Source organism: Nostoc sp. CCY0012 (assembly GCF_963920855.1).
GTDB lineage: Bacteria > Cyanobacteriota > Cyanobacteriia > Cyanobacteriales > Nostocaceae > Cyanocohniella.
The window spans coordinates 1-22,896 of the sequence record NZ_CAWUDM010000031.1; the positions used below are offsets into that span (position 1 = coordinate 1).

17 protein-coding genes are annotated in these 22,896 nt (G+C 41.1%); 7 read left to right on the top strand and 10 right to left on the bottom strand.

Features of this window, described 5'->3' with window-relative positions; genetic code table 11:
* Positions 1-39: 39 nt before the first annotated feature.
* The 5 genes from ACM0OS_RS11130 to ACM0OS_RS11150 all read right to left on the bottom strand — a co-directional run bounded on the left by ACM0OS_RS11130 (position 40) and on the right by ACM0OS_RS11150 (position 5,194).
* Positions 40-660 (bottom strand): TMEM165/GDT1 family protein, encoded by a 621-nt coding sequence (locus tag ACM0OS_RS11130; RefSeq protein WP_414543246.1) that lies wholly within the window; start codon positions 658-660, stop codon positions 40-42.
* Between the two features lie 302 nt (positions 661-962).
* Entirely contained in the window at positions 963-1,460 is a 498-nt protein-coding gene (locus ACM0OS_RS11135; protein ID WP_414543247.1) for an SgcJ/EcaC family oxidoreductase, read from the bottom strand.
* Positions 1,461-1,831: 371 nt separating this feature from the next.
* Positions 1,832-3,559 carry a succinate dehydrogenase/fumarate reductase flavoprotein subunit gene (locus tag ACM0OS_RS11140; RefSeq protein ID WP_414543248.1) on the bottom strand — a complete coding sequence of 576 codons (1,728 nt, stop codon included), beginning with the start codon at positions 3,557-3,559 and terminating at the stop codon, positions 1,832-1,834.
* A 253-nt stretch (positions 3,560-3,812) separates the two neighbouring features.
* Positions 3,813-4,130, bottom strand: a complete 318-nt coding sequence (locus ACM0OS_RS11145) for a hypothetical protein (RefSeq protein WP_414543293.1) — start codon at positions 4,128-4,130, stop codon at positions 3,813-3,815.
* A 137-nt stretch (positions 4,131-4,267) separates the two neighbouring features.
* Complete coding sequence (locus ACM0OS_RS11150; RefSeq protein WP_414543249.1) at positions 4,268-5,194, bottom strand: energy-coupling factor transporter transmembrane component T family protein; 927 nt, start codon at positions 5,192-5,194, stop codon at positions 4,268-4,270.
* Between the two features lie 162 nt (positions 5,195-5,356).
* Between ACM0OS_RS11150 and ACM0OS_RS11155 the strand changes: the two genes are divergently transcribed.
* From ACM0OS_RS11155 to ACM0OS_RS11165, 3 genes are all read left to right on the top strand, one after another.
* On the top strand, positions 5,357-5,632 hold the full coding sequence (locus tag ACM0OS_RS11155) for a hypothetical protein (protein ID WP_414543250.1): 276 nt from the start codon (positions 5,357-5,359) through the stop codon (positions 5,630-5,632).
* Positions 5,611-6,030 carry a type II toxin-antitoxin system VapC family toxin gene (locus ACM0OS_RS11160; protein ID WP_414543251.1) on the top strand — a complete coding sequence of 140 codons (420 nt, stop codon included), beginning with the start codon at positions 5,611-5,613 and terminating at the stop codon, positions 6,028-6,030. Before ACM0OS_RS11155 ends, ACM0OS_RS11160 begins: the two co-directional genes overlap by 22 nt.
* A 192-nt stretch (positions 6,031-6,222) precedes the next feature.
* A complete protein-coding gene (locus ACM0OS_RS11165; protein ID WP_414543252.1) occupies positions 6,223-7,017 on the top strand; it encodes a hypothetical protein in 795 nt (264 codons plus the stop codon).
* A 3-nt stretch (positions 7,018-7,020) separates the two neighbouring features.
* On the opposite strand, the gene ACM0OS_RS11170 is transcribed toward ACM0OS_RS11165, so the two are convergent.
* Positions 7,021-8,196, bottom strand: coding sequence for a DNA cytosine methyltransferase (locus ACM0OS_RS11170; RefSeq protein WP_414543253.1), 1,176 nt, complete (start codon positions 8,194-8,196; stop codon positions 7,021-7,023).
* A gap of 190 nt (positions 8,197-8,386) precedes the next feature.
* On the bottom strand, positions 8,387-12,373 hold the full coding sequence (locus ACM0OS_RS11175; RefSeq protein ID WP_414543254.1) for a magnesium chelatase subunit H: 3,987 nt from the start codon (positions 12,371-12,373) through the stop codon (positions 8,387-8,389).
* Between the two features lie 298 nt (positions 12,374-12,671).
* On the opposite strand from ACM0OS_RS11175, the gene ACM0OS_RS11180 reads away from it, so the two are divergent.
* The gene (locus ACM0OS_RS11180) at positions 12,672-13,910 is read left to right on the top strand and encodes a lipid-A-disaccharide synthase (RefSeq protein ID WP_414543255.1); all 1,239 of its coding nucleotides are present in this window, start codon (positions 12,672-12,674) and stop codon (positions 13,908-13,910) included.
* Between the two features lie 165 nt (positions 13,911-14,075).
* On the opposite strand, the gene ACM0OS_RS11185 is transcribed toward ACM0OS_RS11180, so the two are convergent.
* The 3 genes from ACM0OS_RS11185 to pheT form a co-directional block, all read right to left on the bottom strand.
* Complete coding sequence (locus ACM0OS_RS11185; RefSeq protein WP_414543256.1) at positions 14,076-14,474, bottom strand: hypothetical protein; 399 nt, start codon at positions 14,472-14,474, stop codon at positions 14,076-14,078.
* 234 nt (positions 14,475-14,708) lie between these two features.
* Positions 14,709-14,978, bottom strand: coding sequence for a YciI family protein (locus tag ACM0OS_RS11190; RefSeq protein WP_414543257.1), 270 nt, complete (start codon positions 14,976-14,978; stop codon positions 14,709-14,711).
* 84 nt (positions 14,979-15,062) lie between these two features.
* Complete coding sequence (gene pheT, locus ACM0OS_RS11195; protein ID WP_414543258.1) at positions 15,063-17,498, bottom strand: phenylalanine--tRNA ligase subunit beta; 2,436 nt, start codon at positions 17,496-17,498, stop codon at positions 15,063-15,065.
* Between the two features lie 384 nt (positions 17,499-17,882).
* On the opposite strand from pheT, the gene ACM0OS_RS11200 reads away from it, so the two are divergent.
* The 3 genes from ACM0OS_RS11200 to ACM0OS_RS11210 all read left to right on the top strand — a co-directional run bounded on the left by ACM0OS_RS11200 (position 17,883) and on the right by ACM0OS_RS11210 (position 22,818).
* Positions 17,883-18,230, top strand: a complete 348-nt coding sequence (locus ACM0OS_RS11200; protein WP_414543259.1) for a hypothetical protein — start codon at positions 17,883-17,885, stop codon at positions 18,228-18,230.
* Positions 18,227-20,308 (top strand): dynamin family protein, encoded by a 2,082-nt coding sequence (locus tag ACM0OS_RS11205; RefSeq protein ID WP_414543260.1) that lies wholly within the window; start codon positions 18,227-18,229, stop codon positions 20,306-20,308. The genes ACM0OS_RS11200 and ACM0OS_RS11205 overlap by 4 nt, the downstream gene beginning before the upstream one ends.
* 287 nt (positions 20,309-20,595) lie before the next feature.
* Positions 20,596-22,818, top strand: a complete 2,223-nt coding sequence (locus ACM0OS_RS11210; RefSeq protein ID WP_414543261.1) for a dynamin family protein — start codon at positions 20,596-20,598, stop codon at positions 22,816-22,818.
* Positions 22,819-22,896: the final 78 nt, after the last annotated feature.

A 22,896-nucleotide genomic window follows, 5' to 3' on the forward strand; every position in this document is an offset into this window, starting at 1 on the left:
CTGCCCCCCTGCCTCTTTCCCCCTGCCCCCTGCCTCTTCTCACACTCCTTCCACCGCAGCGAGGATACCAAAGAGCAGAAACAAGCATCCGCCGGCAAAGGTGAGCTGACGTTCGGAAATGCGCCCGGCGATCATTCTACCGCCGATGACGGCGATCGCAGTACAAATGGCATGTCCTAATACGGCTCCTGCTGCGACTCCAATGGGGTTGTGTCTGGCTGCTAGGGCAATTGTGGCAATTTGTGTGCGATCGCCCCATTCTGCTACAAATGTGAGGGCAAAGGCTTCTAGAAAAATTGCTAATGGGGTTTGTCGCTTTGGTAGTTGGGAATCGGCTTTTTCTACTGCTGCTTTGGCTTCGTCTACAACTTCTGTGTCACATGTGGAGGCGGGCATTTTACTTGCTGCGTATAGCAATTTAATCCCAAAGATCATAAATAAAGCGATCGCGGCGTAATGAATATAAAATTTTGGCAATAAAGATACTACTTGTCCGAATAGCACTGACAGAATTGTCATCGCCGCTAAAGCAGAAGCCACACCCATGAACACCAGTCTGCGTGAGTGTTTCATGGCTAAGATGACAGCAATGAAAAATGTTTTATCTCCCAGTTCGGAAACTGTAATTAGTAATAAACCTGCGGTAAATGCTGTTAACACTCTCTAAAACTCCTAAGGATTTTTTACCTGTATGGAGCTTCAATGAGAGCAAAAACACTTCACCGAAGCTCACACACTTTTTTGTGCAAACTTTAGTGAAGGTCTCGCTTCCAAATATTTGTTATTTGTCATCTGAACCAGGCTCATCGCCAGCATGTTGATTCAGATGGACTGGCACGGAAATTTCTTTAATGCCAGCAGCTACTCCCCTTCGAGTGCCTGAATCATACATCTTTACATGGTAGTAGTCAAGATAGTTTCAGCGTTGCTTGACTAACTTTGTCTTTGGCTGGGTTAGCAGATTACTTGTGAGCGCTAACATCAATTACTTCTGGCATAGCTGAAGAGTGATGCTCGACTATTACCCAGTTATCATCTATTTTTTGATACACAAATGTATATCTTGCTTGGACTTGTGCGGCTTGATTATCTTGAGTCACATTAAATGTATAAATGCCTGAATTGATGGCAAGACCACAAAAAACACGAATGTTTTGCTGATTAATTTTACCTTCGGGTTTCAGTGCCAAGAACTTGACAAAATAATCTTTGATTTCATCATGATTTGTTCGCACTTGATTAGAAACTGTCGGTAATAAAACACCATCTTGGGCATAGTTTTGGACAACTGCATCTGGATCACCCGTTTGTAAAGACGTATTCCAGCGGTCGAAGAGTTGGGCAATATCTTCTTCTTCAACTTTAGGACAGTTAGTTTGAGCTTGGACAGGTATGGGCACGATGCTAGAAAAAGCTAGTGCAGCTCCAAAAACTGATGACAGGACAGATCGAGCAATCATTGTTCTCATGACTTTTTTGTTTTTACTAGAAAGTGAACTTTGAATCACTCCAACCTAACTGTTAAAACCAACGGGTTTAGAGGTAGTCTTATCGCTTTTCAAACTTCCGGTTAGATCGGAGTGCTATACGCAAAATTCTCTCATATTTTGTTAGTAAGTAATCAATTATCAATAGTAACCATAGAAAAATAATATCCAATAAACGCCATAAACCTGTGTATTAATTATTTCTGCTCAATCCCTCAAAAACTTCCTCAACCAAAAATAACGAATTAATTTTTGACAAGGAAAGTTATGGGGATCAGCAGAATTAGAACAAAAGAAGGCATAAAATCGCCTTAAATCGAAAAAATAGGGGTTTATTGGAATTTTTAATATTTTCGCTCCTTTGGCTCAAACATGGTGATTGCCACTGGCCGATATTGAATATCAATACCTGCTGGTGAATAATAAGCCATAGTGTGTTGGAGAAAATTACTATCGTCTCTCTGGGGATAGTCTTCACGGAAATGTGCGCCACGGCTTTCTTGACGATTTATGGCTGAGGCTAAAATTGTTTGTCCTACTACCATTAAACTTTTTAGTTCTAAGGCTTCTACTAATTCTGTATTCCAACAACTACCTTTATCATCTAAATAAATATCAGAATATTTCTGTTGCAAATGATCTATTTTCTGCCATCCTTCGCGCATTAATTCTTCAGTGCGAAAAACGCCACAATGCTCAGTCATGCAATCTTGGAAAGATTGACGCACTTGGTTAATCCGATATTTTCCTGTTTGTTCGAGTAAGGCTTGAATTTGTTGTTGGGCTTCGTTAACGTAAAGTTGCTCGTCGATGTCTGGTAACTTTCGATTTTGCACATATTGAGCGATCGCCGCCCCAGTGCGCTTACCATAAACTACACATTCTAATAACGAATTACTACCGAGGCGATTGGCACCATGTACAGACACGCAAGCTGTTTCCCCGGCAGCAAAGAAGCCCTCAACTAAATTATCGCCACTGCTACGGACTTGACCGTCTGTGTTTACAGGTATACCACCCATACAGTAATGATTGGTGGGGCGAATGGGCATTGGTTGAGTTACAGCATCCACACCTACTAAACGATGGGCTTCTTCCCAACAGAAAGGAACGCGACTCATGATTTTTTCTTTACCCATGTGCCGCAAATCAAGATAGACAAAGGGGCCACCTGCACTACCATCAGGATGAATCCCCCGACCGGCACGAATTTCATAGGCGATCGCCCGTGAGGTAATATCACGAGGAGCTAGTTCCATCCGACTGGCTGCATAGTTTTTCATGAAGCGATCGCCTTCACTGTTAATTAAATATGCTCCTTCCCCACGCACTGCTTCGGAAATTAGTACACCCACTGGATACAAGCCAGTAGGATGAAATTGCACAAATTCCATATCTTCTAAAGGTAAACCTGCCATCGCCGTCATGGCCAAGCCATCACCTGTAGAGGCATAATCATTCGATGTGGTGTTATAAACGCGACCATACCCGCCAGTGGCAAACATCACCGCCTTGGCCCTCAGCACTTCTATATGTCCGTCTAGCAGGTGAAACATTACCACACCCTTGACCTGATTTGATTCCAAAATCAGGCGCATGACGTACCATTCTTGATAAATTTGCACCCCATAACGCCGCAGGTTGTTCACTAATTCGTGTAGAATTGCGTGACCAGTCTTGTCAGCGGCGTAGCAAGTACGGTTATGGGAATGTCCCCCAAAAGCTCTTTGGGCAATCTTACCGTCCGGCAAACGCGAGAATAAAACACCCATGTGTTCCAAATCAATCACCACATCTGGGGCTTCTTGGGCAAGAATAGCTACGGCATCTTGGTCTGCTAAATAGTCAGAACCCTTGACAGTATCAAACGCATGTGCTTCCCAACTATCTTCTGAATCAACATTTTTCAACGACGCCGCCATACCACCTTGAGCCGCCACCGAGTGCGAACGAATAGGGTGAGTTTTAGCTACCACAGCAATATTTAAACTGGGGTCAGTGCGTGCAATTTCCACAGCAGCGCGACATCCCGCCAATCCACCCCCGACAATTATCACATCATGTTCCAGCATAACTAGCCCCTGACTGCAAAAAGCTGCTGTTCTATTGTAGAGATGTAATTCATCCAGCAGTGAGTTAAATGCATTTTGAAAAAAAAATCCCTACCAACAAAGATTAGTTGATAGGGTAGATGACATTTTCAAACGTGAGTGTGGATACACTTCCATGACACTACATTTCGGATAAAAATGGTGCGTTGCGCTACGCGACAATGCACCCTACTGACTGGATATTTTTTTTAGAGGAAAATTTGATGATTAATAGTCAGCTAGTTGCCTGTACTGGTTGTTGCTGAGAAATATTGCCAGGGATAGGTTCGGTCTTAGTTGTTGATTCCATCGGCATGACTTCAATATGATTTAACAATGTCGTGACGAATGCAAACAACAAAAATGGCAGCGACAGCAGAACGATAAGACCTACTGTTACTAAGGCATACACAGGCCGTTTCGCACCCATCAATGCTAAGGCTGATGCCAAACTCAGAGTAATTGTGATTAACCAAATCATGATCTGACCGTAGATATCACCAAAGGTCAGGGTACAGACAAACCGATATTTTTGAATATTGCTCTTATTCATCATATTTACCTCAAGTCTCTCTTACTAGGTTCTACGTTAGAACCATGTTTGAATAGCAGGTAATTTCTCAATATTTTTGCAAGCTTTGTAATATCACTTAACAAAAAATTCTTTTTGTTACCCATCTCAACACTATTTTAAAACGCCATATTGCCTAGAACTAACCTTGCCCCCCAAAATAACGTTAAGATTGCGATCGCTAGCCAATCTCGTGCTTTAAGTCGTAGTTCGTGCCATTTGACTTGATGTTCGTTGGGGCTAGTAAAGCCGCGTACCATCATGGCGCTAGCCATTTGTTCTGCCCGTAATAAGAGATTTTCTAATAGTCTTTCGGCTACTATCATCCAAAGCTTGACTGCTCCCTTCAACCCCAGTTTTTTCCAGTTTATGGCCCTGGTCATGACAGAGCGAATTAAGTTTTGCACTTCTTCCAGGACTAGGGGAATAAATCGCAAGGACAAAGTTAAAGTTAAAGTAATTTCAGTTACGGGTATTTTCAGCCGTCGCAAGGGCTGCATTAAGCTTTCTATGGCTGTAGTAATTTCTTCAGGCGCTGTGGTGAGGAGATATAAGTTACTGCTGTAAATTACGGTAAAGATAATTGTACTCAAGCGCACAGCCAAATCCAATGAACGACGTGTGACTTTAACTGGCCCTTGGTGAAATAGGACATAGCTATAGCCTTGATTACTAATTGTGACTGGAACACTGTTGGCATCATTAGCATTTATCGGCTGAGTTAAGACTTGCTCGTTTACTGGTAGGCGTGGTTGATAATTTATACCCAAACCATCAGGACTGATAGATGCAATCACTAACACAAAAAAACAGAGCATTAATAGCCAGCCCATTTGCTTTTGCCAGACTCGGCGGGGAATGCGAGCAATTAAAGTAAAAAGAATTAATAGTGCTACCAACAGTATGCGCCATTCGTTATTGGCAAAACTGTAACTAGTGAGAAAGCTCATTAACCAAGCAATTTTTACCCTTGGGTCGAGCTTGTGTAGCCAAGTTTGCGGCTGTTCTAAATATAATCCGAGCGGTAGCGATCGCAATAAGTCCATGTGGGAGTGCTGGGTAGTAAAAACTCAATGGTAATGTTTTAATTTTATGCTTCGATGCCTAACAGAGCCATGTCTACCACAGGCGACACCTGCTGTCAGGGAGATTAACCCCTAGGGTATTGTTATAATTTGGGTTATGACCCATAAGAGAGAACTGATATTGTGAACTCTACATTTAAGTGGAATCCTGAAAAGACTTTATGGGAAAAAGTCATACACCTAGCTAGTGAACGTGGTCAATCTCCTGAATCAATTATTAGTGAAGCTGTGAGATTATACGTGGATACACAATTAGTAGAACCTGTTAATAATGTTGTGTCTGACCCATTAATTGGCTTATTTTCAACAACACCTGATTTAGCTATCAATTCAGAAGATATTCTCCAAGATGAGATTAGGGAAAAATCAGGTTGGACATGGAAAGAACACCATCAGTAGCTGATACTGGCTTTGTGGTTGCATTGTTGAATAGTTCAGATATACTGCACACTGCTATTACAAAAATATACATACAACAAAAACAAATTTTATTACCACAAACAGTATTAGCAGAAATAGCTTATCTAGTAGGAAAAAATACAGGTATCAAGACAGTAGTAGACTTCTTACAAGGATTATCTGCAAGCCGATTTACTTTAGTGGCTTTGACAGATAAAGATATCATGCGTGTGGGGGAAATATTGAATGAGTATGCAGATAGCAGGATTGACTTTGTAGATGCAAGTGTCATGGCTATAGCTGAACGTTATGGGACTCAACAGATATTGACGTTATATCAGCGAGATTTTAGATTATTTCGACCTCAGCATTGTGATAGCTTTGAGATTTTACCCTGAATAAAATAATAGTTTATATGGGAGCGATTGCATTGTAGAAAACCTCAAAAACTAGAGCGCTTGCCTGTTGTGAAAGAGCCAGCACATAAGTATATTTTATCAATTAGTAAATATAATTTTACGCAAGTATTGTATTATTGAGCATAATTTTCGGGAATACTAAGAAAGCCCCATGAGTTAAATGTAGTTTTTATGTCTACTGAGTTAGCTGCTGATGAGCTAATACCACTTTCTGTTAAAGAACGTAAAGCATTAATTTTACATCATGCTTCATTAATTGATGTGATTCACATCGCCGATGAAGATTTGCATACGGCTTACAAGTACGCAAAAGTGATTTCCTCAATAGCACCTGCTTATTTTCAATATCAAATTGCACAAGACAGGCAGAATGGCTCTGTTTTAGAATTAGATATACAATCTCAGTTAATTAGCAGTAAAACTGAGAAATTTGCAGATGATTTTATTGAGTGGCTAAAAGCAGATTTTGAAAATAAAAGTGCAATACTTGATCATCATCCTAACCCGCGAAATCTTTTTGAACTATGTGGAACAAAATTGCTTGTAACTAGCAACTCAGTGACAAGGAATCTTAGCACAACAATGGGTAGCCTGTGGGAACAGATATCTAATATTAGTCCTTATATTATTAACCCAGAATTAGAATTTGGAATTAAAATTACTGGTATTGATATTCTGCTATTTTCAGAAGTAACAGTTAAATTTGCACAATTAAAAACTCTAAAAGGTACGTTAACTGGTTCTCAATCACCTAGAGCAAAGAAAGAATTAAGTGTTCATGATAATCCTTTATTTATAGCAGCTTTTGATTTAGGTCGGTGGACATTTAATGATCCGAATATTCCTCGCATTGCTGGTCAAGTATTTTGGAATAAAATTCACATGGATTATAACCTTGTTGAGAACCATGTAAGAACTATGTTACAGAAAATTGATCAGGCTTTTACTGACTTGGCTGCTAAGTAAATTCTATAAAGAGAACAGTGAAAGTTGTTCAGCTATCTCTTTACCTTTTGGTTTATTTCCTTGTATCAAGTTGAAAAGATAAGTACCAATTTCTTTTGCCAATAGTACTGGTACTGCATTACCAATTTGTTTATATTTAGAAGTTACCGAACCATAAAAAATCCAATCATCAGGGAAAGTTTGGATTTTCGCAGACTCGCGCACAGTTAAAGAACGCAATTCTACTGGATGACACATATCTGTAGCTTTTTGGTGTGGACTTGTTGTAATTGTTGGTGAAGGTTTATCCCAAGATAATCTTCTATAAAAACCGACTTTTCCACCTCCAGAATTATAAGCACCTCCCATAGCCTCTTTTTTTAATTCTTCTGGTAAATGTCTCCAGTTTTGTCCGGCTTTTAATAATCTTAAAAATTTCAAACGATTTTCGGAATAAGCTATAAACTCTGGTTGTGGGTCAACTAAACCTGTTAAAGCATCTCTTAAGGTCAACCATTTAGGCAATTTTTGACCATCTTTACTATATTTAGCTAAAGGAAATGTAGCAGTTTCCCCATCTCTAGAACCAATAAAAACTACACGTTCTCTGTTTTGGGGAACACCGTAATCTGCTGCTTCTAAAAGGTTATAAACAATGTTATAGCCTAGTAAGTTCATTTCTGTTAATACCACCATTAACGCAGCACCGGCGATTTCATCAGGTTCTAAAGGTGGGTAATTTTTTCCCCGTTGGTTGATTGGCCTATGACGCAGAGGAGCAGAAAGCAAACCTCTCACATTTTCCATCAAGAAAAAACGGGGTTGTACTTCTTTGACAATGCGGATAAAGTCCATGAATAAACTACCGCGAGGGTCCATAACTGAACCTCTTTTTCCTGCGGTACTAAATGGCTGACAAGGTGGACCACCTGTTAATAAGTCTACTTCACCAGGGCGTAAGACTCTACCTAAATTTAAAACTCTTCCTCCTTCCTCAAGTAATTCTTGGGAACTGACTTTTTCTATTTCTCTGGGAACAGCACTTTCTTTGAGAAATGGTCTATTAATAGCTATTGTGCGAGTAGCATCAGGGTCTTTTTCTACTACACTGACTGTATGAAATCCTGCTTGTTCCATACCCAAGTCTAGACCGAAAGCGCCTGTAAATAAGGAAATAGAAATTGCTTTACCATCTATCATGGTTGTCAGTCCTAAGTGATTACCAAAATTAATAATTATATAATTATAAGCATGAAAAATTTGCTTCTATCTTAATAATTAGTTCAAGTGTATCACTCTCTTGAATTTAAGTATAGATGTGCTGATTTTTGGATATTTTTTGAATTGAGATTAAAAAATTAAGGCAGGCGTTATGCCTGCCCAGTTAGTTCTATTCTATTCCTTCAATCCGGTCTTCGACTTCTTGGTACAACTCGCGCAGGCGGTCTAAATTATCCTCGCTAGTCTCCCAATAACCGCGACCATTCATTTCCAACAAAGTGGAAACAATCTTGCGGAAAGAATGGGGGTTGAGGTTCATCAAGCGTTTTTGCATTTCTTCATCTTTGATGAAGGTTTCGTTGGTGTCCTCATAAATCCAGTTATCTACAGCGCCGGCTGTTGCACTCCAACCAGTGGTGTTTACCAACCGCTTGGAAAGTTCGCGCACGCCTTCGTAACCGTGAGATAACATTCCCTCGTACCATTTGGGATTTAACAACTTGGTACGCGCATCTAAACGCACGGTTTCGGATAATGACCGTACCTGTGCATTAGCTGTGGTGGTGTCTGCAATGTAAGATGCTGGCTTTTTGCCATCGCCACGCAGACTTGCTACCAACTTGGTAGGATCTGAGTCAAAGTAGTGAGAAACATCTGTCAAGCTAATTTCCGAAGAATCAAGATTTTGGAAGGTTGCATCAGCAGTTTTCAAAGAGGTTTCAAAAATCTGCCGTGACTCATCCATGACACCAGGATTATCGGAATTGAAGGAGAATGATTTGCGTTTCAGGTACATTTCCTGTAACTCGGCTTCGCTATCCCAAGTGCTGTTTTCTACAGCCAAGTTGATGTTTGACGAGTAGGAACCAGAAGCATTGGAGAAGACGCGAGTCGCTGCTTGACGCAGATTAATTCCCATTTCCTCGGCTTGTTGCAAAGCGTGTTTACGAACAAAGTTCATTTCTAAAGGTTCGTCGGCTTCAGCCGCCATTTTCACGCCTTGGTCTAGCAGGTTCATTTGGTTGATGAACAAATCGCGGAATACACCGGAACAGTTGATGACTACATCAATTCTGGGTCTTCCCAATTCTTCTAGAGGTATCAATTCCAACTTGTTTACCCGTCCCAAGGCATCAGGAACCGGACGCACACCAATCATCCACATGATTTGGGCTAGGGATTCACCGTAAGTTTTGATGTTATCGGTTCCCCAGAGGACACAGGCGATGGTTTCTGGCCATTTATCCTCATTTTCAGCCTTATTGCGTGCCAATAGCCGATCTACAACGATTTTGGCTGATTGAACTGCGGCTGATGTCGGGATTGATTGGGGGTCAAGGGCATGAATATTCTTACCCGTGGGTAATACATCCGGGTTGCGAATGGGGTCACCACCAGGGCCAGGGAGAACATATTCACCTTCTAGTCCTTGGAGTAATGCGCCGAGTTCGTTATCTGCACAAACTTGTTTCAGGCAAAATTCCAAATACTCAAACAGTGGTTTGAGGGGTTCTGGGTCAACTTTGGGATAACCTGCTTGATGCAATGCTTCTACCCAAGGTTCTTTTTTGCCCATGTTGAAGAAGTTCAACCGGGAAACCAAAGAAACACGTCCTTCAGCGTCGGTTTGGGCTTTGACTAGTGCGCCCACTGCTTCACGGGTGGCTAAGGTGATGTCTTGCAGGAGTTGGACATCTTCTAAAACACCGAGGTCGCTGTTTTTGTAAATGTCATCGATGTCACGCCCGATGCTGTTGGCAATGATGCGGGGTAAGCTGAGAATTTCTTCTTCTTGACGGTCTAAACTACCAATGTTAACTAGGGTAGCTACTGCTTCTTCAGCCGATGGTGGTTTACCAATGACGTGCAACCCACAAGGTAACAACCTAGACTCAATTTCCATTAACTTACGGTAGACGCTACCAACAATGCGATCGCGCTCATCGGCGGTCATATCTTTGGCATCAGTTTCTGGTAAATTTATGTCTTTATCCAGGTTGACGATGCGGCATTTATCCATGATGGTATTGACAATGGGAATACCGCGCCCACTATCTTTTAAGGTTTGGTAAGAAGCAATTAACTCGCTGAGTTCTTTCAAACCTTTGTATAAACCTGCATTTTCTGCGGGTGGTGTGAGGTAAGAAATTGTCTCGGCATAACTGCGGCGTTTGGCAATGGTGGCTTCACTAGGATTATTAGCTGCGTAATAATACAGGTTGGGAATTGTGCCAATTAAGTTATCGGGGTAACAGTCACCCGACATTCCCATTTGCTTACCGGGCATAAATTCCAAGGAACCATGTGTGCCAAAGTGGAGGACTGCATCCGCGCCCCAAATTTGCTCTAGGTAAGTATAGTAGGCGGCAAAACCGTGATGAGGGCTGGCGGAACGGGAGAACAATAACCGCATGGGGTCACCTTCATAACCGAATGTGGGTTGCACTCCAATGAAGACGTTACCAAATTGTTTGCCGTAAATAAGCAGATTTTGTCCATCGCTGTTGAGATGTCCTGGCGGTGGCCCCCAGTTTTCCTCTAGGCGTTGCGAGTAAGGGGTGAGTGCCTCATACTCTGGTACAGACATTCTGTAGGCAATGTTAAGTTCTGGACTTGCATACTGAGCTTGGGCATCATGGATGACTTCTTCCATCAAAGCTTGGGCGCTTTCGGGAACGTCTTGTACGTCGTAGCCGTTGTTTCTTAGCCCTTTTAATACTTCGTAGATGGAACCGAATACATCTAAGTAAGCGGCTGTGCCTACGTTACCTTTATCTGGGGGGAAACTGAAAACGGTAATGGCAACTTTTTTGTCTAGTTTGGGTTTACGACGCAGGTTAGCCCATTTTAATGCCCGTTGCGCTACTGCTTCTACACGATCTTGGAGAGCGATCGCCTTACCTGTTGTCCCATCTCTACCTGATAAAATTATCGGCTCAATAGCTCCATCCAATTCCGGAATGGCAATTTGTAAAGCCACTTGAATTGGATGTAACCCCAAGTCACTATCCAACCACTCTTCAGTCGTTTGGAAAACTAAGGGTAACGCCACCATGTAAGGACGATTCAGGCGTTTGAGTGATTCAATTGCCTTGGGATGGTCTTGTCTAGCAGGGCCACCCACCAAGGCAAAACCAGTCAAGGAAACAACTGCATCTATGAGCGTTGTGTTAGTCGCCGGTTCATAGAAGTAAGCATCCACGGGTTTGGAGAAATCCAAACCACCAGCAAATACAGGAATTACCTTGGCACCGAGTGATTCCAATTCCTGGACGATGGCTACATAATGAGCATCATCACCTGTAACTAAGTGAGTACGTTGTAATACTAATCCCACACAAGGCGCTAAGGGATCTTTGAGATCGCTAGAAATATCCTTGCGGGCTGTATACCAATTCAGGTACTCTTTCACATCCTCAAACATAGTCGTCGCCAAAGGATGCCAAATCCCCATATCGGGATAGACAACTGGCGGTTGATATGTAGGAGATGCAAATCTTTGTTTTTCTACATCTTTTAATACGTATTTATCAGCCAGCATCAGCAAGAAGTTTTCCAGGTTTTCTGGCGAACCTCCCAGCCAATACTGAAAACTGAGCATGAAATGTCGAGCGTCCTGTGCCTTTTCCATTGGCAAGAACTTTAATACTTGGGGTAGGGTTCGCAGCAGTTTTAGCATTCCATCTTGGAATCCTGCGCCTGATTTCTCCTTGCGTTTCCGCATGAATTGAGCGATCGCACCCTTCGATTGACCCAATTGTGCCAAAGAAAAGCTACCCATTTTATTTAGGCGCATGACTTCTGGCATGGATGGGAACACCACAGAAACATCCAGGCGATCGCGGTGTGGTTCTACAGCAGTAACTACTTTTTGTGCTAAGTCTTCTATAAAAATAAGTGAGGCGATAAAGATATTAGCCGTCTCCATCTCCCTTTTGAACTCTTCATAGTTCTCAGGATCGCGGAGTTCCTCAATCAAATACCCACTGATTTCAATGGCCAGGTTGGGATTGTTCGAGTTAATCGTGCTAACAGCTTGCGACAATGCACTTTGGTACTGGGACTCAAGCACGACATAGACCACCTTGATTAAATTACGTCCGCGTAAGTTATCAGGCGCAATATGTCTAATGGTGGACTTGACGTGTGTGAACATGCAGATAGGCTCCTTTGATGCGTGTTCTCTAACTGAAGTTCTGAGCGACATTCGCCGTCAGATTTACTTCTTTTTTTTCGGCAATATGAATTTTTTATCAGAAAAACCTTACCAATTGAGCATTTTGTGGTCTATATGACACAAATCGATATAAAAAAATAAATATTTATTTATAAAACTTGACAAAATAAAAAAGTGTTTGCTCACATTTGTGTAACATTTTCTTAATAATTGGGAAGTAGGAAGTGGTGAGTAGGGAGTGGGGGAGAAAATAAAATAACTAATGAATTATTGACCAATGACTGAACCAGTTGATATTTTGATTCTCTCCAATGGCCCTGGTGAGATAACTACATGGGTGCGTCCAGTTGTCAAGGCTTTGCGGCAAGAACTCGGTGATGAGCGTTCTCAGATGAGGATTTCTGTGGTGTTGTCACCTTGTCCTAATGCTAGTGGGAAAGAAGCTGCCATCGCTATGAGTTACCCAGAAGTGGATCGAGTACAAGCAGCAGAGCATTTTTGGCAGTTTTTGCTGTGGGGTAAAACATGGGAAAATTGGGATTGGCGCGATCGCGGTGTAGTTGTTTTCCTGGGTGGTGATCAAATTTTCCCGGTAGTCATTGGCAAAAAACTGGGATATCGCACCGTTGTTTACGCCGAATGGGATGCGCGTTGGCATAAATGGATTGACCGTTTTGGCGTGATGCAGGCAAAAGTGTCTGAACGAGTTTCCCCAAAATATGCCCACAAGTTTACGGTTGTGGGAGATTTGATGGTGGAAGCACAAACAAACATTACTCAAAAAACAACCTTAAATACTGAAATAATTGGTTTACTACCTGGGTCAAAAGCGGCAAAATTATCTCAAGGAGTACCATTATGCTTGGCTGTTGCCGAATATATCCATGCAAAAAGACCCCAAACCAAATTTGTGATTCCGGTAGCGCCTACTTTGGATTTACTAACTTTAGCTAGTTTTGCTGATCCTGAAAAAAACCCTTTTGTCAAAGTTTTTGGCAGTTCATCCGCCGTCTTAGTCGAGTCAGATATTCCCGTCCTGAAAACAGAAACAGGTTTGTGTGTGGAATTGTGCAGAGAAAATCCCGCCCATGAATTATTATCTCACTGTAGTATTTGTTTAACTACAGTAGGTGCGAACACAGCTGAACTCGGTGCTTTAGCTGTACCAATGATTGTTGTCATCCCAACTCAGCAACTTGATGCTATGCGTTCTTGGGATGGTTTACCAGGATTATTAGCTAATTTGCCTGTTGTGGGTTCTACTTTTGCAAAAGCAATTAACTGGTTAGTGTTAAGTCGTAAGGGTTTATTAGCTTGGCCTAATATTTGGGCAAAAGCGGAGATAGTACCAGAACTTGTAGGTAAACTCCAGCCCCAAGAGGTAGCAGAAATATTTTTAGACTTTTTGACTCATCCAGAAAAGTTAGATGATATGCGAAATAAGCTACGTAGCGCCCGTGGCGAAAGTGGCGCAGCGCAGAAGTTAGCAACTTTGGTGCGTGAGGAAATAAGCTAATGAGCATTGAAGTTGCATAAAACCAGGGCTGTACTGCTTCGCAGAACCCGTAGGGTAGCCCTTACTACAAGCGAATCAGTCTAGAAAATTGATTTACAGGTTTGGATTTTGAATTATTTTTAAATCCAAAATCCAAAGTTGGGTCATTTAATGACAAATTCAAACTTATCTTGTGTTGTTGTTCAAAATATGGATAACTGCACCCGCAGCTGCACCATCCACAGCATTGCCTAGAGGATCTTTACAATTGCCAATAACTGCACCAGTTACAGTACTAGCAACTGCGCCAACTCCCGCATTTCTAGCTATGTTGGGGTTTCTGCGGTTTTGTCTGTTGCTATTAGCCGCATTGACAGCAGCGCCAGCAGCAGCACCTTTCACTGCATTATTGAGTAAAGAGCCACATCCTCTAATAGCTCCCGATGCTGCACTAGTAGCGGCTCCAGTACCGATATCTCTGAGCATTGTGTTAGCCGCAGCCTGTTGAGCAGGAACTAAAGTAATACCAGTTAAACTTGCAGCCATGAGGCTGGGTAAAAGTGTACGTTTTAAGATTTGATTCATGGTAGTGCCTTGTTGAAAAATTCAATGTTTTGCAGTTGTTAAACAACTGATTTTTTAGGTTATACAACAACTGATAACCTTCTGATATTTACATTAGCGAAATTTTAACCGCATCTACTAAAAGCGGGAAATTATCATGTGATTTTCGAGATGTTCTTTGCTAATTTAGTGGACAGTAATTAAACTGACACATTGACAGAAAACATTAAAGATGATTTGGAAATTATCAGGTATTTAAAAAGCTTGAATCCACTCTTTCACGAAATATTCAGTCCAGATGCCATTTTTCCAATAGGGGTCATTTTCAATCAACTGGCGCACTGTGGCTTCGTCTTCAGTTTCGTAAATACCAAACACTTTGGTGACATCCTTGGTAGGGCCAATAGTAATCAGTACACCAGATTCTTTCTGTTTTGCTAATCCGTCTAAGTGTGCTTGACGGAAAGGGTCACGTTTTTCGAGAACGTTTTCACAGTAAGTTCCCCACATGATGTATTTAGGCACGATTATTGATTACTCCTAGTAAATTTAAGTGTGATTTTAATCGGGGATTATTAGATTCAATCCCAAACCCCCAATTTTTGTTAATTAACTTCTCAGGTTAACGCCGAATTTTTCTACTAAGGCTTCGCGGACTTTATTGTGTACAGGCTCCACTTCCGCTTCAGTAAGAGTGCGATCGCTTGACCGATAAATTAAGCGAAATGCTAAACTGCGTTGTCCTTGGGGGACGTTTTCGCCGCGATATTCATCAAATAATTCCACAGATTCCAGCAAACCTTTGCCAGCTTTATTAATGGATTTTTCAATGTCAGCAACAGAGATATTCACCGGTGCAAAAAAGGCAATATCACGATCGCTTGCTGGGTAGGTGGAATAGGGATGAAATGTAGGCACAAGCATATCATCTTGATCAAGTGCATCTAAAAGCACATCTAAATCTAGCTGAAACACGTAAACTGCATCTGGCAAACCCTTGTCTTGACGTAATTGGGGATGAACTTGTCCAAAGATACCGAGTCTGTTTCCTCTCACCCACAGAGAAGCTGTGCGTCCTGGATGTAAACGTTCGTCACGGCGATCGGGTTGATATTCCACTGGTAAATTAAATTGCTGGAATACGCTTTCTAAAATCCCTTTAGCGTCAAACCAAGTCATGGGCTGTTCTTTGTTGCCCTTTGACCATTTACCAACGGTGCGATCGCCTCCCATGATTCCGGCGATGGCGGCTGTTTCTTGTAAGCCGTCTTCCTCTTGCCAGAAAATTTGCCCCAGGTCAAAACCATTTAGTGAGCCGTTACCTTGCTCTAAGTTATATTGAAAAGCATCAATCAACCCAGATATCAAATCAGTTCGCAGTGCTGAATATTCTACAAATAACGGGTTACTCAACACTATCTGTCTGTCATCCCCTGGCTTGACTAAAGAATAGTGGATGACTTCTGTTAAACCTTCAGCCCGTAGACAAGCGCGCAATTTGCGGATCAATTCTTGATCTATAGATAAATAGCCAGCTTCCGACTTGTCTGGTAAAGTATCGCAAAAACGGTCATAGCCATAAAGACGGGCGATTTCTTCAATCAAGTCAATTTCCCGTTCTAAGTCGCGGTAACGATAAGGTGGTGCTGTCACCGTCCAAGTTTTTTCTCCGGCGGAAGTGACTCGACATCCTAGTGCTGTTAAGATGCGTTCTACATCAGCTTCAGTGATTTCGCCTGTATCTTCTCCTAAATCCACTGGCCCCAACACCTGATTTACTCGGTCTAAACGCAGAGCAATAGAACGACTCCAAGTAGATGGATCTGGGCGGGTATCAGCAATTTGCTGTTGGACAATTACGCCATCAGCTAGTTCGCTAATCAATGATAAAGCACGGTTACAGGCTACTTCCAATTCAGCCCGATTCACGCCCCGTTCGTATCTTCCAGAAGACTCGCTTCTTAAACCCACACCACGGGAGGAACGACGAATGGCAACAGAATCAAATAATGCGGCTTCTAAAACTAAGCTTTGAGTACCGTCATGGACTTCTGTTTCTTCTCCACCCATGACTCCCGCCAAAGCCACAGGTTTATCGTTAGCGGTGATTAACAAATTTTGGGTTGACAGGTTGCGAGTTTGCCCATCCAAGGTTTTGAAGGATTCCCCAGACGTAGCAAACCGTACACCAATTGTTAAATTTTCACTACCCGCAACCGATTGTAAACGGTCTTTGTCAAAGGCATGTAATGGTTGCCCCCATTCCAACAAAACATAGTTGGTAATATCGACTACATTATTAATTGGTCGCACACCAGCAGCCCGTAAGCGTTGTTGTAACCATTCAGGAGATGAGGCAATTTTGATTTGTTCAACAACTGTACCAATGTAGGCAGGGCAAGCTACTTTTTCTGCAATTTTTAAAGCTAAATTACCTGTACCTTGGGGAACCGATATTTCACTTGATTCAGGAATACTTAACTTCCCACCAGTCAAAGCTGCAACTTCCCTGGCTATCCCTACCATACTCAAGGCATCAGCCCGGTTAGCGGTAGTAGCCACATCTAAAATCACATCATCCAAACCCAACAACGGACGCACATCACTACCCAAGGGTAAATTTTCCTGGGAAAAAATATGGATTCCATCTACATCAGTGGGTAAACCGAGTTCTTTTAACGAACAAATCATGCCTTGGGATGGCACACCGCGGAGCTTTGCAGGTTTAATTTTTAAATCGATATTCGGTAAATAAGTACCTGTAGTTGCCACTGGTACATATATATCTGCCCGGACATTGGCAGCACCACAGACAATATTTAAAGTCTCAGATGCACCAATATCCACTTGGCACACACTTAATTTATCAGCATTGGGGTGGGGTTGACGCTCCAGCACTTTCCCCACAACAACGCCATTAGCCCAAGTGCGGCGATCTTCTATATCTTCTACTTCAAACCCAGCCATTGTTAGGGTTTCGGCTAATTCTTCCGGGCTAAGTTTGATTTCTACTAGTTCCCGCAGCCAGTTAAGAGAAATACGCATGGAGTGTGCTTGCTTGTTTGAGGAATCTTCTTTTGCTCTAATTTTAGGGCGTTTACTAGCTAGTGATGGCTACTCACCGTGCAAGGTAAACCCGTCTACTTGAATAATCCTACTACGTTGTTTGGACAATAGAGGCGCTTAAGCTAGGGGCTAGAGGGTAACTCCAGAAAAATAAATATCAATATTTATGATCAGATTTCTGGAAAACAACTGTAAATTCTGGAATCTAACTTACAGCTTTTTTATATCCCGAAAAATTGACCAGAAAAAACAGCTTAGGGAGGATTTTTACTGAGGCTGATAAAAATTTTAGTAAGTTAATATACAAGTAATTTATTTTGTGAAATCTGTATTATTTCATTGTCTTAGGTGGAGTGCAGACCAATGACATCTCAAGATGATCACCATCAAGAACTAGAGCAACGGGAACGCATACTGCGAGAACGAGAAGTGGAATTACGACTTCGAGAGATGGAGTCTGACATCCATACACCCAATGCGCCTTTTCAGAAAACTGTGAAACATCAACCGCATAATTTACAGAAACCGTGGGTAAAAAAAACTGATTCTGGGGGGAAAATTATTTGCTTTTGGTGTCACTGCATTGGTAGCTGTGAGAATAGCCTCAGCAGTAGCAGGAATTATGATTATTGCTGCGTTGGCGTGGATATCTTACAAGCTCTTTTTGGAATCAAAACAAAATCATCGTTAATCATGGGGAAATTTTCATGACTTATCAAGTTGGAACTGACAAATTTATCAACGACTTAGAACGCGTTGCTCAAGTCCGCTCGGAAATATCGGTATGTCTTAGCAGAATTGCTGATACCATCGGTGAGGCTGAATTGGTGGGTGAATCTTCGTCAGGAAAGCTCAGTTTAGAACGAGATATAGAAGATATTACAATAGCTAGTAAAAATCTCCAAAAAGGTGTATTTCGCCTGTTAGTTTTAGGTGATATGAAACGGGGTAAAAGTACGTTTTTGAATGCCTTAATTGGCGAAAATTTGCTGCCCAGTGATGTGAATCCTTGTACGGCAGTATTAACAATTTTACGCTATGGCCCAGAAAAAACGGTTACTATTCATTTTAATGATGGTAAAAGTCCCCAAAAGCTAGATTTTCAAAGTTTTAAATATAAATATACGATTGACCCAGCAGAAGCCAAAAAATTAGAGCAGGAGAAAAAATCAGCTTTTCCTGATGTTGATTATGCAGTTGTTGAGTATCCTTTACCCCTATTAGAAAAGGGAATTGAAATTGTTGATAGTCCAGGATTAAATGATACAGAATCACGCAACGAATTATCTTTGGGTTATGTGAATAATTGTCATGCAATTTTATTTGTGATGCGGGCTTCCCAACCTTGCACTTTGGGTGAACGGCGCTATCTAGAAAATTACATCAAAGGTAGAGGGTTGTCGGTTTTCTTCTTAGTCAATGCTTGGGATCAGGTGCGAGAATCTTTAATTGATCCTGATGATGTAGAAGAATTACAAGCATCAGAAAATAGATTACGGCAAGTATTCAAGGCCAATTTAGCAGAATATTGCTCTTTGGATGGTCAGGATATTTACGAAGAACGGGTTTTTGAACTTTCTTCCATTCAAGCGTTGCGACGCAGGTTAAAAAATCCCCAAGCTGATTTGACGGGAACTGGCTTTCCAGAGTTTATGGGTTCTCTCAATACTTTTCTTACCAGAGAACGGGCGATCGCAGAACTCCGTCAAGTGAGAACTCTGGCTAGACAAGCCTGTAAGCATACTCAAGAGGCGATCGCTAGACGCTTACCTTTACTTGATCAAGATGTCGATGAACTGAAAAAACGCATTGATTCAGTGGAACCGGAATTTAATAAACTCACAGGTATTGGGGAGCAATTTCAAAAGGAAATTATCAATACCAGAGATAGTCAAGCGAGAAAAATTTCTGAATCTTTTCGGGGCTATGTATTAAATTTAGGTAATACTTTTGAAACGGATTTTTTACGCTATCAACCTGAGTTAAATGTTTTAGATTTCCTGAGTAGTGGTAAACGAGAAGCATTTAATCAGGCGTTACAAAAGGCCTTTGAGCAATATATTGCTGATAAAGCTGCTGCGTGGACTTTAACAGCGGAAAAAGATATCAATGATGCTTTTCAAGTACTGTCTCGCAGTGCTTCCCAATATGGCGCTTCTTATAGTCAGATAACAGACCAAATCACAGCCAAACTCACTGGACAGCAAGTTAAAGTTAATCCCACATCTACTCCGGAAGAAGATCAATCCCCAGGATGGGCAAAATGGGCTATGGGATTGTTGTCCCTGTCTAGGGGAAATTTGGCGGGTGTGGCTTTAGCTGGGGCTGGTTTTGATTGGAAAAATATTTTGTTGAACTACTTTACTGTAATTGGTATTGGTGGGATACTAACGGCGGTGACTGGTATTTTTCTAGGCCCCATTGGATTTGCTTTGCTAGGTTTGGGAGTAGGTTTTTTACAAGCAGATCAAGCGCGCAAGGAATTAGTGAAAACGGCGAAGAAGGAGTTGGTAAAATATTTGCCACAAATTGCCCATGAGCAATCACAAACTGTGTATGATGCTGTGAAAGAGTGTTTTGATGCTTATGAAAAAGAAGTGAGTCAGCGAATTAATGATGATATTGCTTCTCGTAAGTCTGAGTTAGATAATTTGGTGAAGCAAAAAGAAACACGCGAAATTAATCGTGAAGGTGAGTTACATCGGTTGAAAAAATTACAGGAAGATGTGATATCTCAAATTCAAAAGATTGAGGCGGCTTATAGTAGTTTGTTGGCTTACTATAGTTGATTTTATCGTCTGTTGGATGGGGGTGGAGTTAACTTTAGGGACTTCCAAGTAAAAAAGTATGACATTTCGTAGTAAGGGCTACCCTACGGGTTCTGCGAAGCAGTACAGCCCTTATTTGAGGACTAAAGTCCTCACTACAAACCTTTAATTATTTACGTCGTCTTACTTATAATTAAAAGTTCGAGTCAGCGGATCTAGCCGTTTAAAACTTTATCAGAGAGCGATAAATCCCTGACTACGAACATATTATTATTTGCATTCTCAACTGAGCAGGGAAACTGTAAAATATGCCACCACAGAATGAAACTTACAGTAATTTAGCCAATTCTCTCAAATCTACATCTGCATTATTAAATTTAAATAGCCAATCACAACTGCATCAAGATATTGTGGCTGTGTGCAATTATCTGGCTCATCCTAATTTACGAATTGCTGTTTTTGGCCCCTTTAATCATGGTAAATCGACTTTATTAAATGCCATGTTGGGGACTCGTACATTACCAATTGATTTAATCCCGACTACAGGTGCGGCTATTACTGTTAAGTATGGTTCTGATGTGCGGACTCGGATTATGTTGATAAATGGAACAGAAATTTACCGCAGTGGGACAGAAGTTTTACAGCAATTTGCCATTCTCGATGATAATAGACAGATGCGAAAAGATGTGGCATCTGTGGAAGTTTTTTGTCCTCATCCTTTTTTAGCAACAGGTGTAGAGTTTCTAGATTTACCTGGAACCAATGACAGAGAGGAACAAGATAATTTAGTTAAAGAACAACTTTTAAGTGTAGATTTGGTAGTTCAATTATTAGATGCACGCAAGTTAATGACTTTGGGTGAACGGGAAAACTTGCGGGATTGGTTATTAGATCGTGGTATTAAAACAGTTATATTTGTTGCTAATTTTTTAAATTTATTGGAACCAGAAGAACAAAAACAAGTACAAAATCGCCTACTGTTTGTAGCAGAGAGTTTTCGAGCAGATTTACCCCCTGGTTTTAGTAATTTATATCGAGTGGATGCTTTACCTGCTTTGAGGGCGAGATTAAAAGGTGATGCGGCTGCGGCTAGTAGTAGCGGGTTAGTGGCTTTTGAAACCGCTTTGCAAAATACTGTCGGTATCTTACAACAAAATCGCGGTGATGTACGGTTGCCCAGAGTACAGGCGATCGCTTCTCAAATTCAAATATCTTTAAAAGCTAAAATTGATCCTCTTGTTCATGAAATTAAAGCCTTTGATGAGCAGCAAGCTGCTAAATTTACAATTAAACAAAAAGCCGCCAATTTAATTAGCCAAGGTTTTACTAAGAGTTTGCAAGCTTTACATAATTGGCTAGATTTATCCAAATTGCTCGCTAAATATCAAGCTGATGCGGCTGTGGCTTTAGCAGAAAATAATTTTAAAAATTGGCAAACAACTACTCTCAAAAAAGACTTAACAGAGTTACAACTTGAGGTAATGAGATGGCTTTATCAAGCTTATGAATTCTTTAAAGAAGAACGTCCAGAAGATTTATCCATTCCCTTACCTAGTGAACCACAAATCACCTTACCACCAAAACCCGGTAATATCGATAATTTGAGTGAACCTGGTGCAGTAGCAGTTGGTGGTGGTATTGGTTGGTTGTTGGGTGGCCCTGTAGGTGCTGCTGTGGTTGGTAGTATTTCTTATTTATTAAACAAGAATATTCAGCAGGAAGATGACAAATTAGCCAATGAATCTTATCATCAACAAGTTGCCAAAGTTTGTATAGCAGCTATTGAGGATTATTTTTCTGAATTTAGTAATCGGGGTTTAGCAATTTTGGCTGAATATGAGCAGAAAGCAGACAAAATTATTCGTTTTGAAGTTAGTAATGTAACGTCAGAAATGACTAATAAATATGCAGAGTTGCAGACTTTGCAAAATGGCTTTAATCAGTTGCTAACAGAGTTAGAGAAAGCCAAAATATCTTTAAAATATCAAGCTTATCAAGAAATATCAAAAAATAAAAATATTCACCGAGTTTATGCACCCCCAAGAGAAAAAGTTGTAAATTATTCTGCTAAAAACACTGCTAAAAAGCCAGCACAGGAAACTACCAGTACACGGGTCGAATCTCCACGTCAGCAAGTTTCTTCACCTCCCCCACCTCCTAAAAATCCTCCCCGTACCCAAGAAGTAGAAGCAAAATTTCGTAATTGGGAACTTGATGAAGAGATAGCGCGCATGAAAGCAGAAATGCGATCGCCTGGTTCTCAGAATCACAAGCAACAAAATACCCATCACAGCAAAACCCCAAACCCACCGCAAACTCAGGTAGAAAAGGATAAAATTGCTCGCGCCTACAGTATTTTAGGATTACAACCTTATACTTCTTTTGCTGAAGTGAAAAAAACTTATCGAACTTTAGTGAAAAAATGGCATCCAGATTTATTTGTTAATCAGCCACAGATGCAAAAAAAAGCCCATGAAAAAATGCGTTTATTTAACGAAGCTTATACAATATTGTCTGCTAGTAACGATTAATTAACTTCATTTTGTTGGATTCACTTTCATCTTAAGACTTAAACAGCATGGGTTACGCTACCCTAACCCATCCTACAA

What these genes read in the sequence shown, in the direction of transcription:
- ACM0OS_RS11200 (WP_414543259.1), top strand. Translation starts at nt 17,883, where the DNA reads ATGACATCTCAAGATGATCACCATCAAGAACTAGAGCAACGGGAACGC.
- ACM0OS_RS11170 (WP_414543253.1), bottom strand. Translation starts at nt 8,196, where the DNA reads ATGATAGATGGTAAAGCAATTTCTATTTCCTTATTTACAGGCGCTTTC.
- ACM0OS_RS11165 (WP_414543252.1), top strand. Translation starts at nt 6,223, where the DNA reads ATGTCTACTGAGTTAGCTGCTGATGAGCTAATACCACTTTCTGTTAAA.
- pheT (WP_414543258.1), bottom strand. Translation starts at nt 17,498, where the DNA reads ATGCGTATTTCTCTTAACTGGCTGCGGGAACTAGTAGAAATCAAACTT.
- ACM0OS_RS11175 (WP_414543254.1), bottom strand. Translation starts at nt 12,373, where the DNA reads ATGTTCACACACGTCAAGTCCACCATTAGACATATTGCGCCTGATAAC.
- ACM0OS_RS11150 (WP_414543249.1), bottom strand. Translation starts at nt 5,194, where the DNA reads ATGGACTTATTGCGATCGCTACCGCTCGGATTATATTTAGAACAGCCG.
- ACM0OS_RS11145 (WP_414543293.1), bottom strand. Translation starts at nt 4,130, where the DNA reads ATGAATAAGAGCAATATTCAAAAATATCGGTTTGTCTGTACCCTGACC.
- ACM0OS_RS11185 (WP_414543256.1), bottom strand. Translation starts at nt 14,474, where the DNA reads ATGAATCAAATCTTAAAACGTACACTTTTACCCAGCCTCATGGCTGCA.
- ACM0OS_RS11140 (WP_414543248.1), bottom strand. Translation starts at nt 3,559, where the DNA reads ATGCTGGAACATGATGTGATAATTGTCGGGGGTGGATTGGCGGGATGT.
- ACM0OS_RS11205 (WP_414543260.1), top strand. Translation starts at nt 18,227, where the DNA reads ATGACTTATCAAGTTGGAACTGACAAATTTATCAACGACTTAGAACGC.
- ACM0OS_RS11135 (WP_414543247.1), bottom strand. Translation starts at nt 1,460, where the DNA reads ATGATTGCTCGATCTGTCCTGTCATCAGTTTTTGGAGCTGCACTAGCT.
- ACM0OS_RS11160 (WP_414543251.1), top strand. Translation starts at nt 5,611, where the DNA reads ATGGAAAGAACACCATCAGTAGCTGATACTGGCTTTGTGGTTGCATTG.
- ACM0OS_RS11210 (WP_414543261.1), top strand. Translation starts at nt 20,596, where the DNA reads ATGCCACCACAGAATGAAACTTACAGTAATTTAGCCAATTCTCTCAAA.
- ACM0OS_RS11180 (WP_414543255.1), top strand. Translation starts at nt 12,672, where the DNA reads ATGACTGAACCAGTTGATATTTTGATTCTCTCCAATGGCCCTGGTGAG.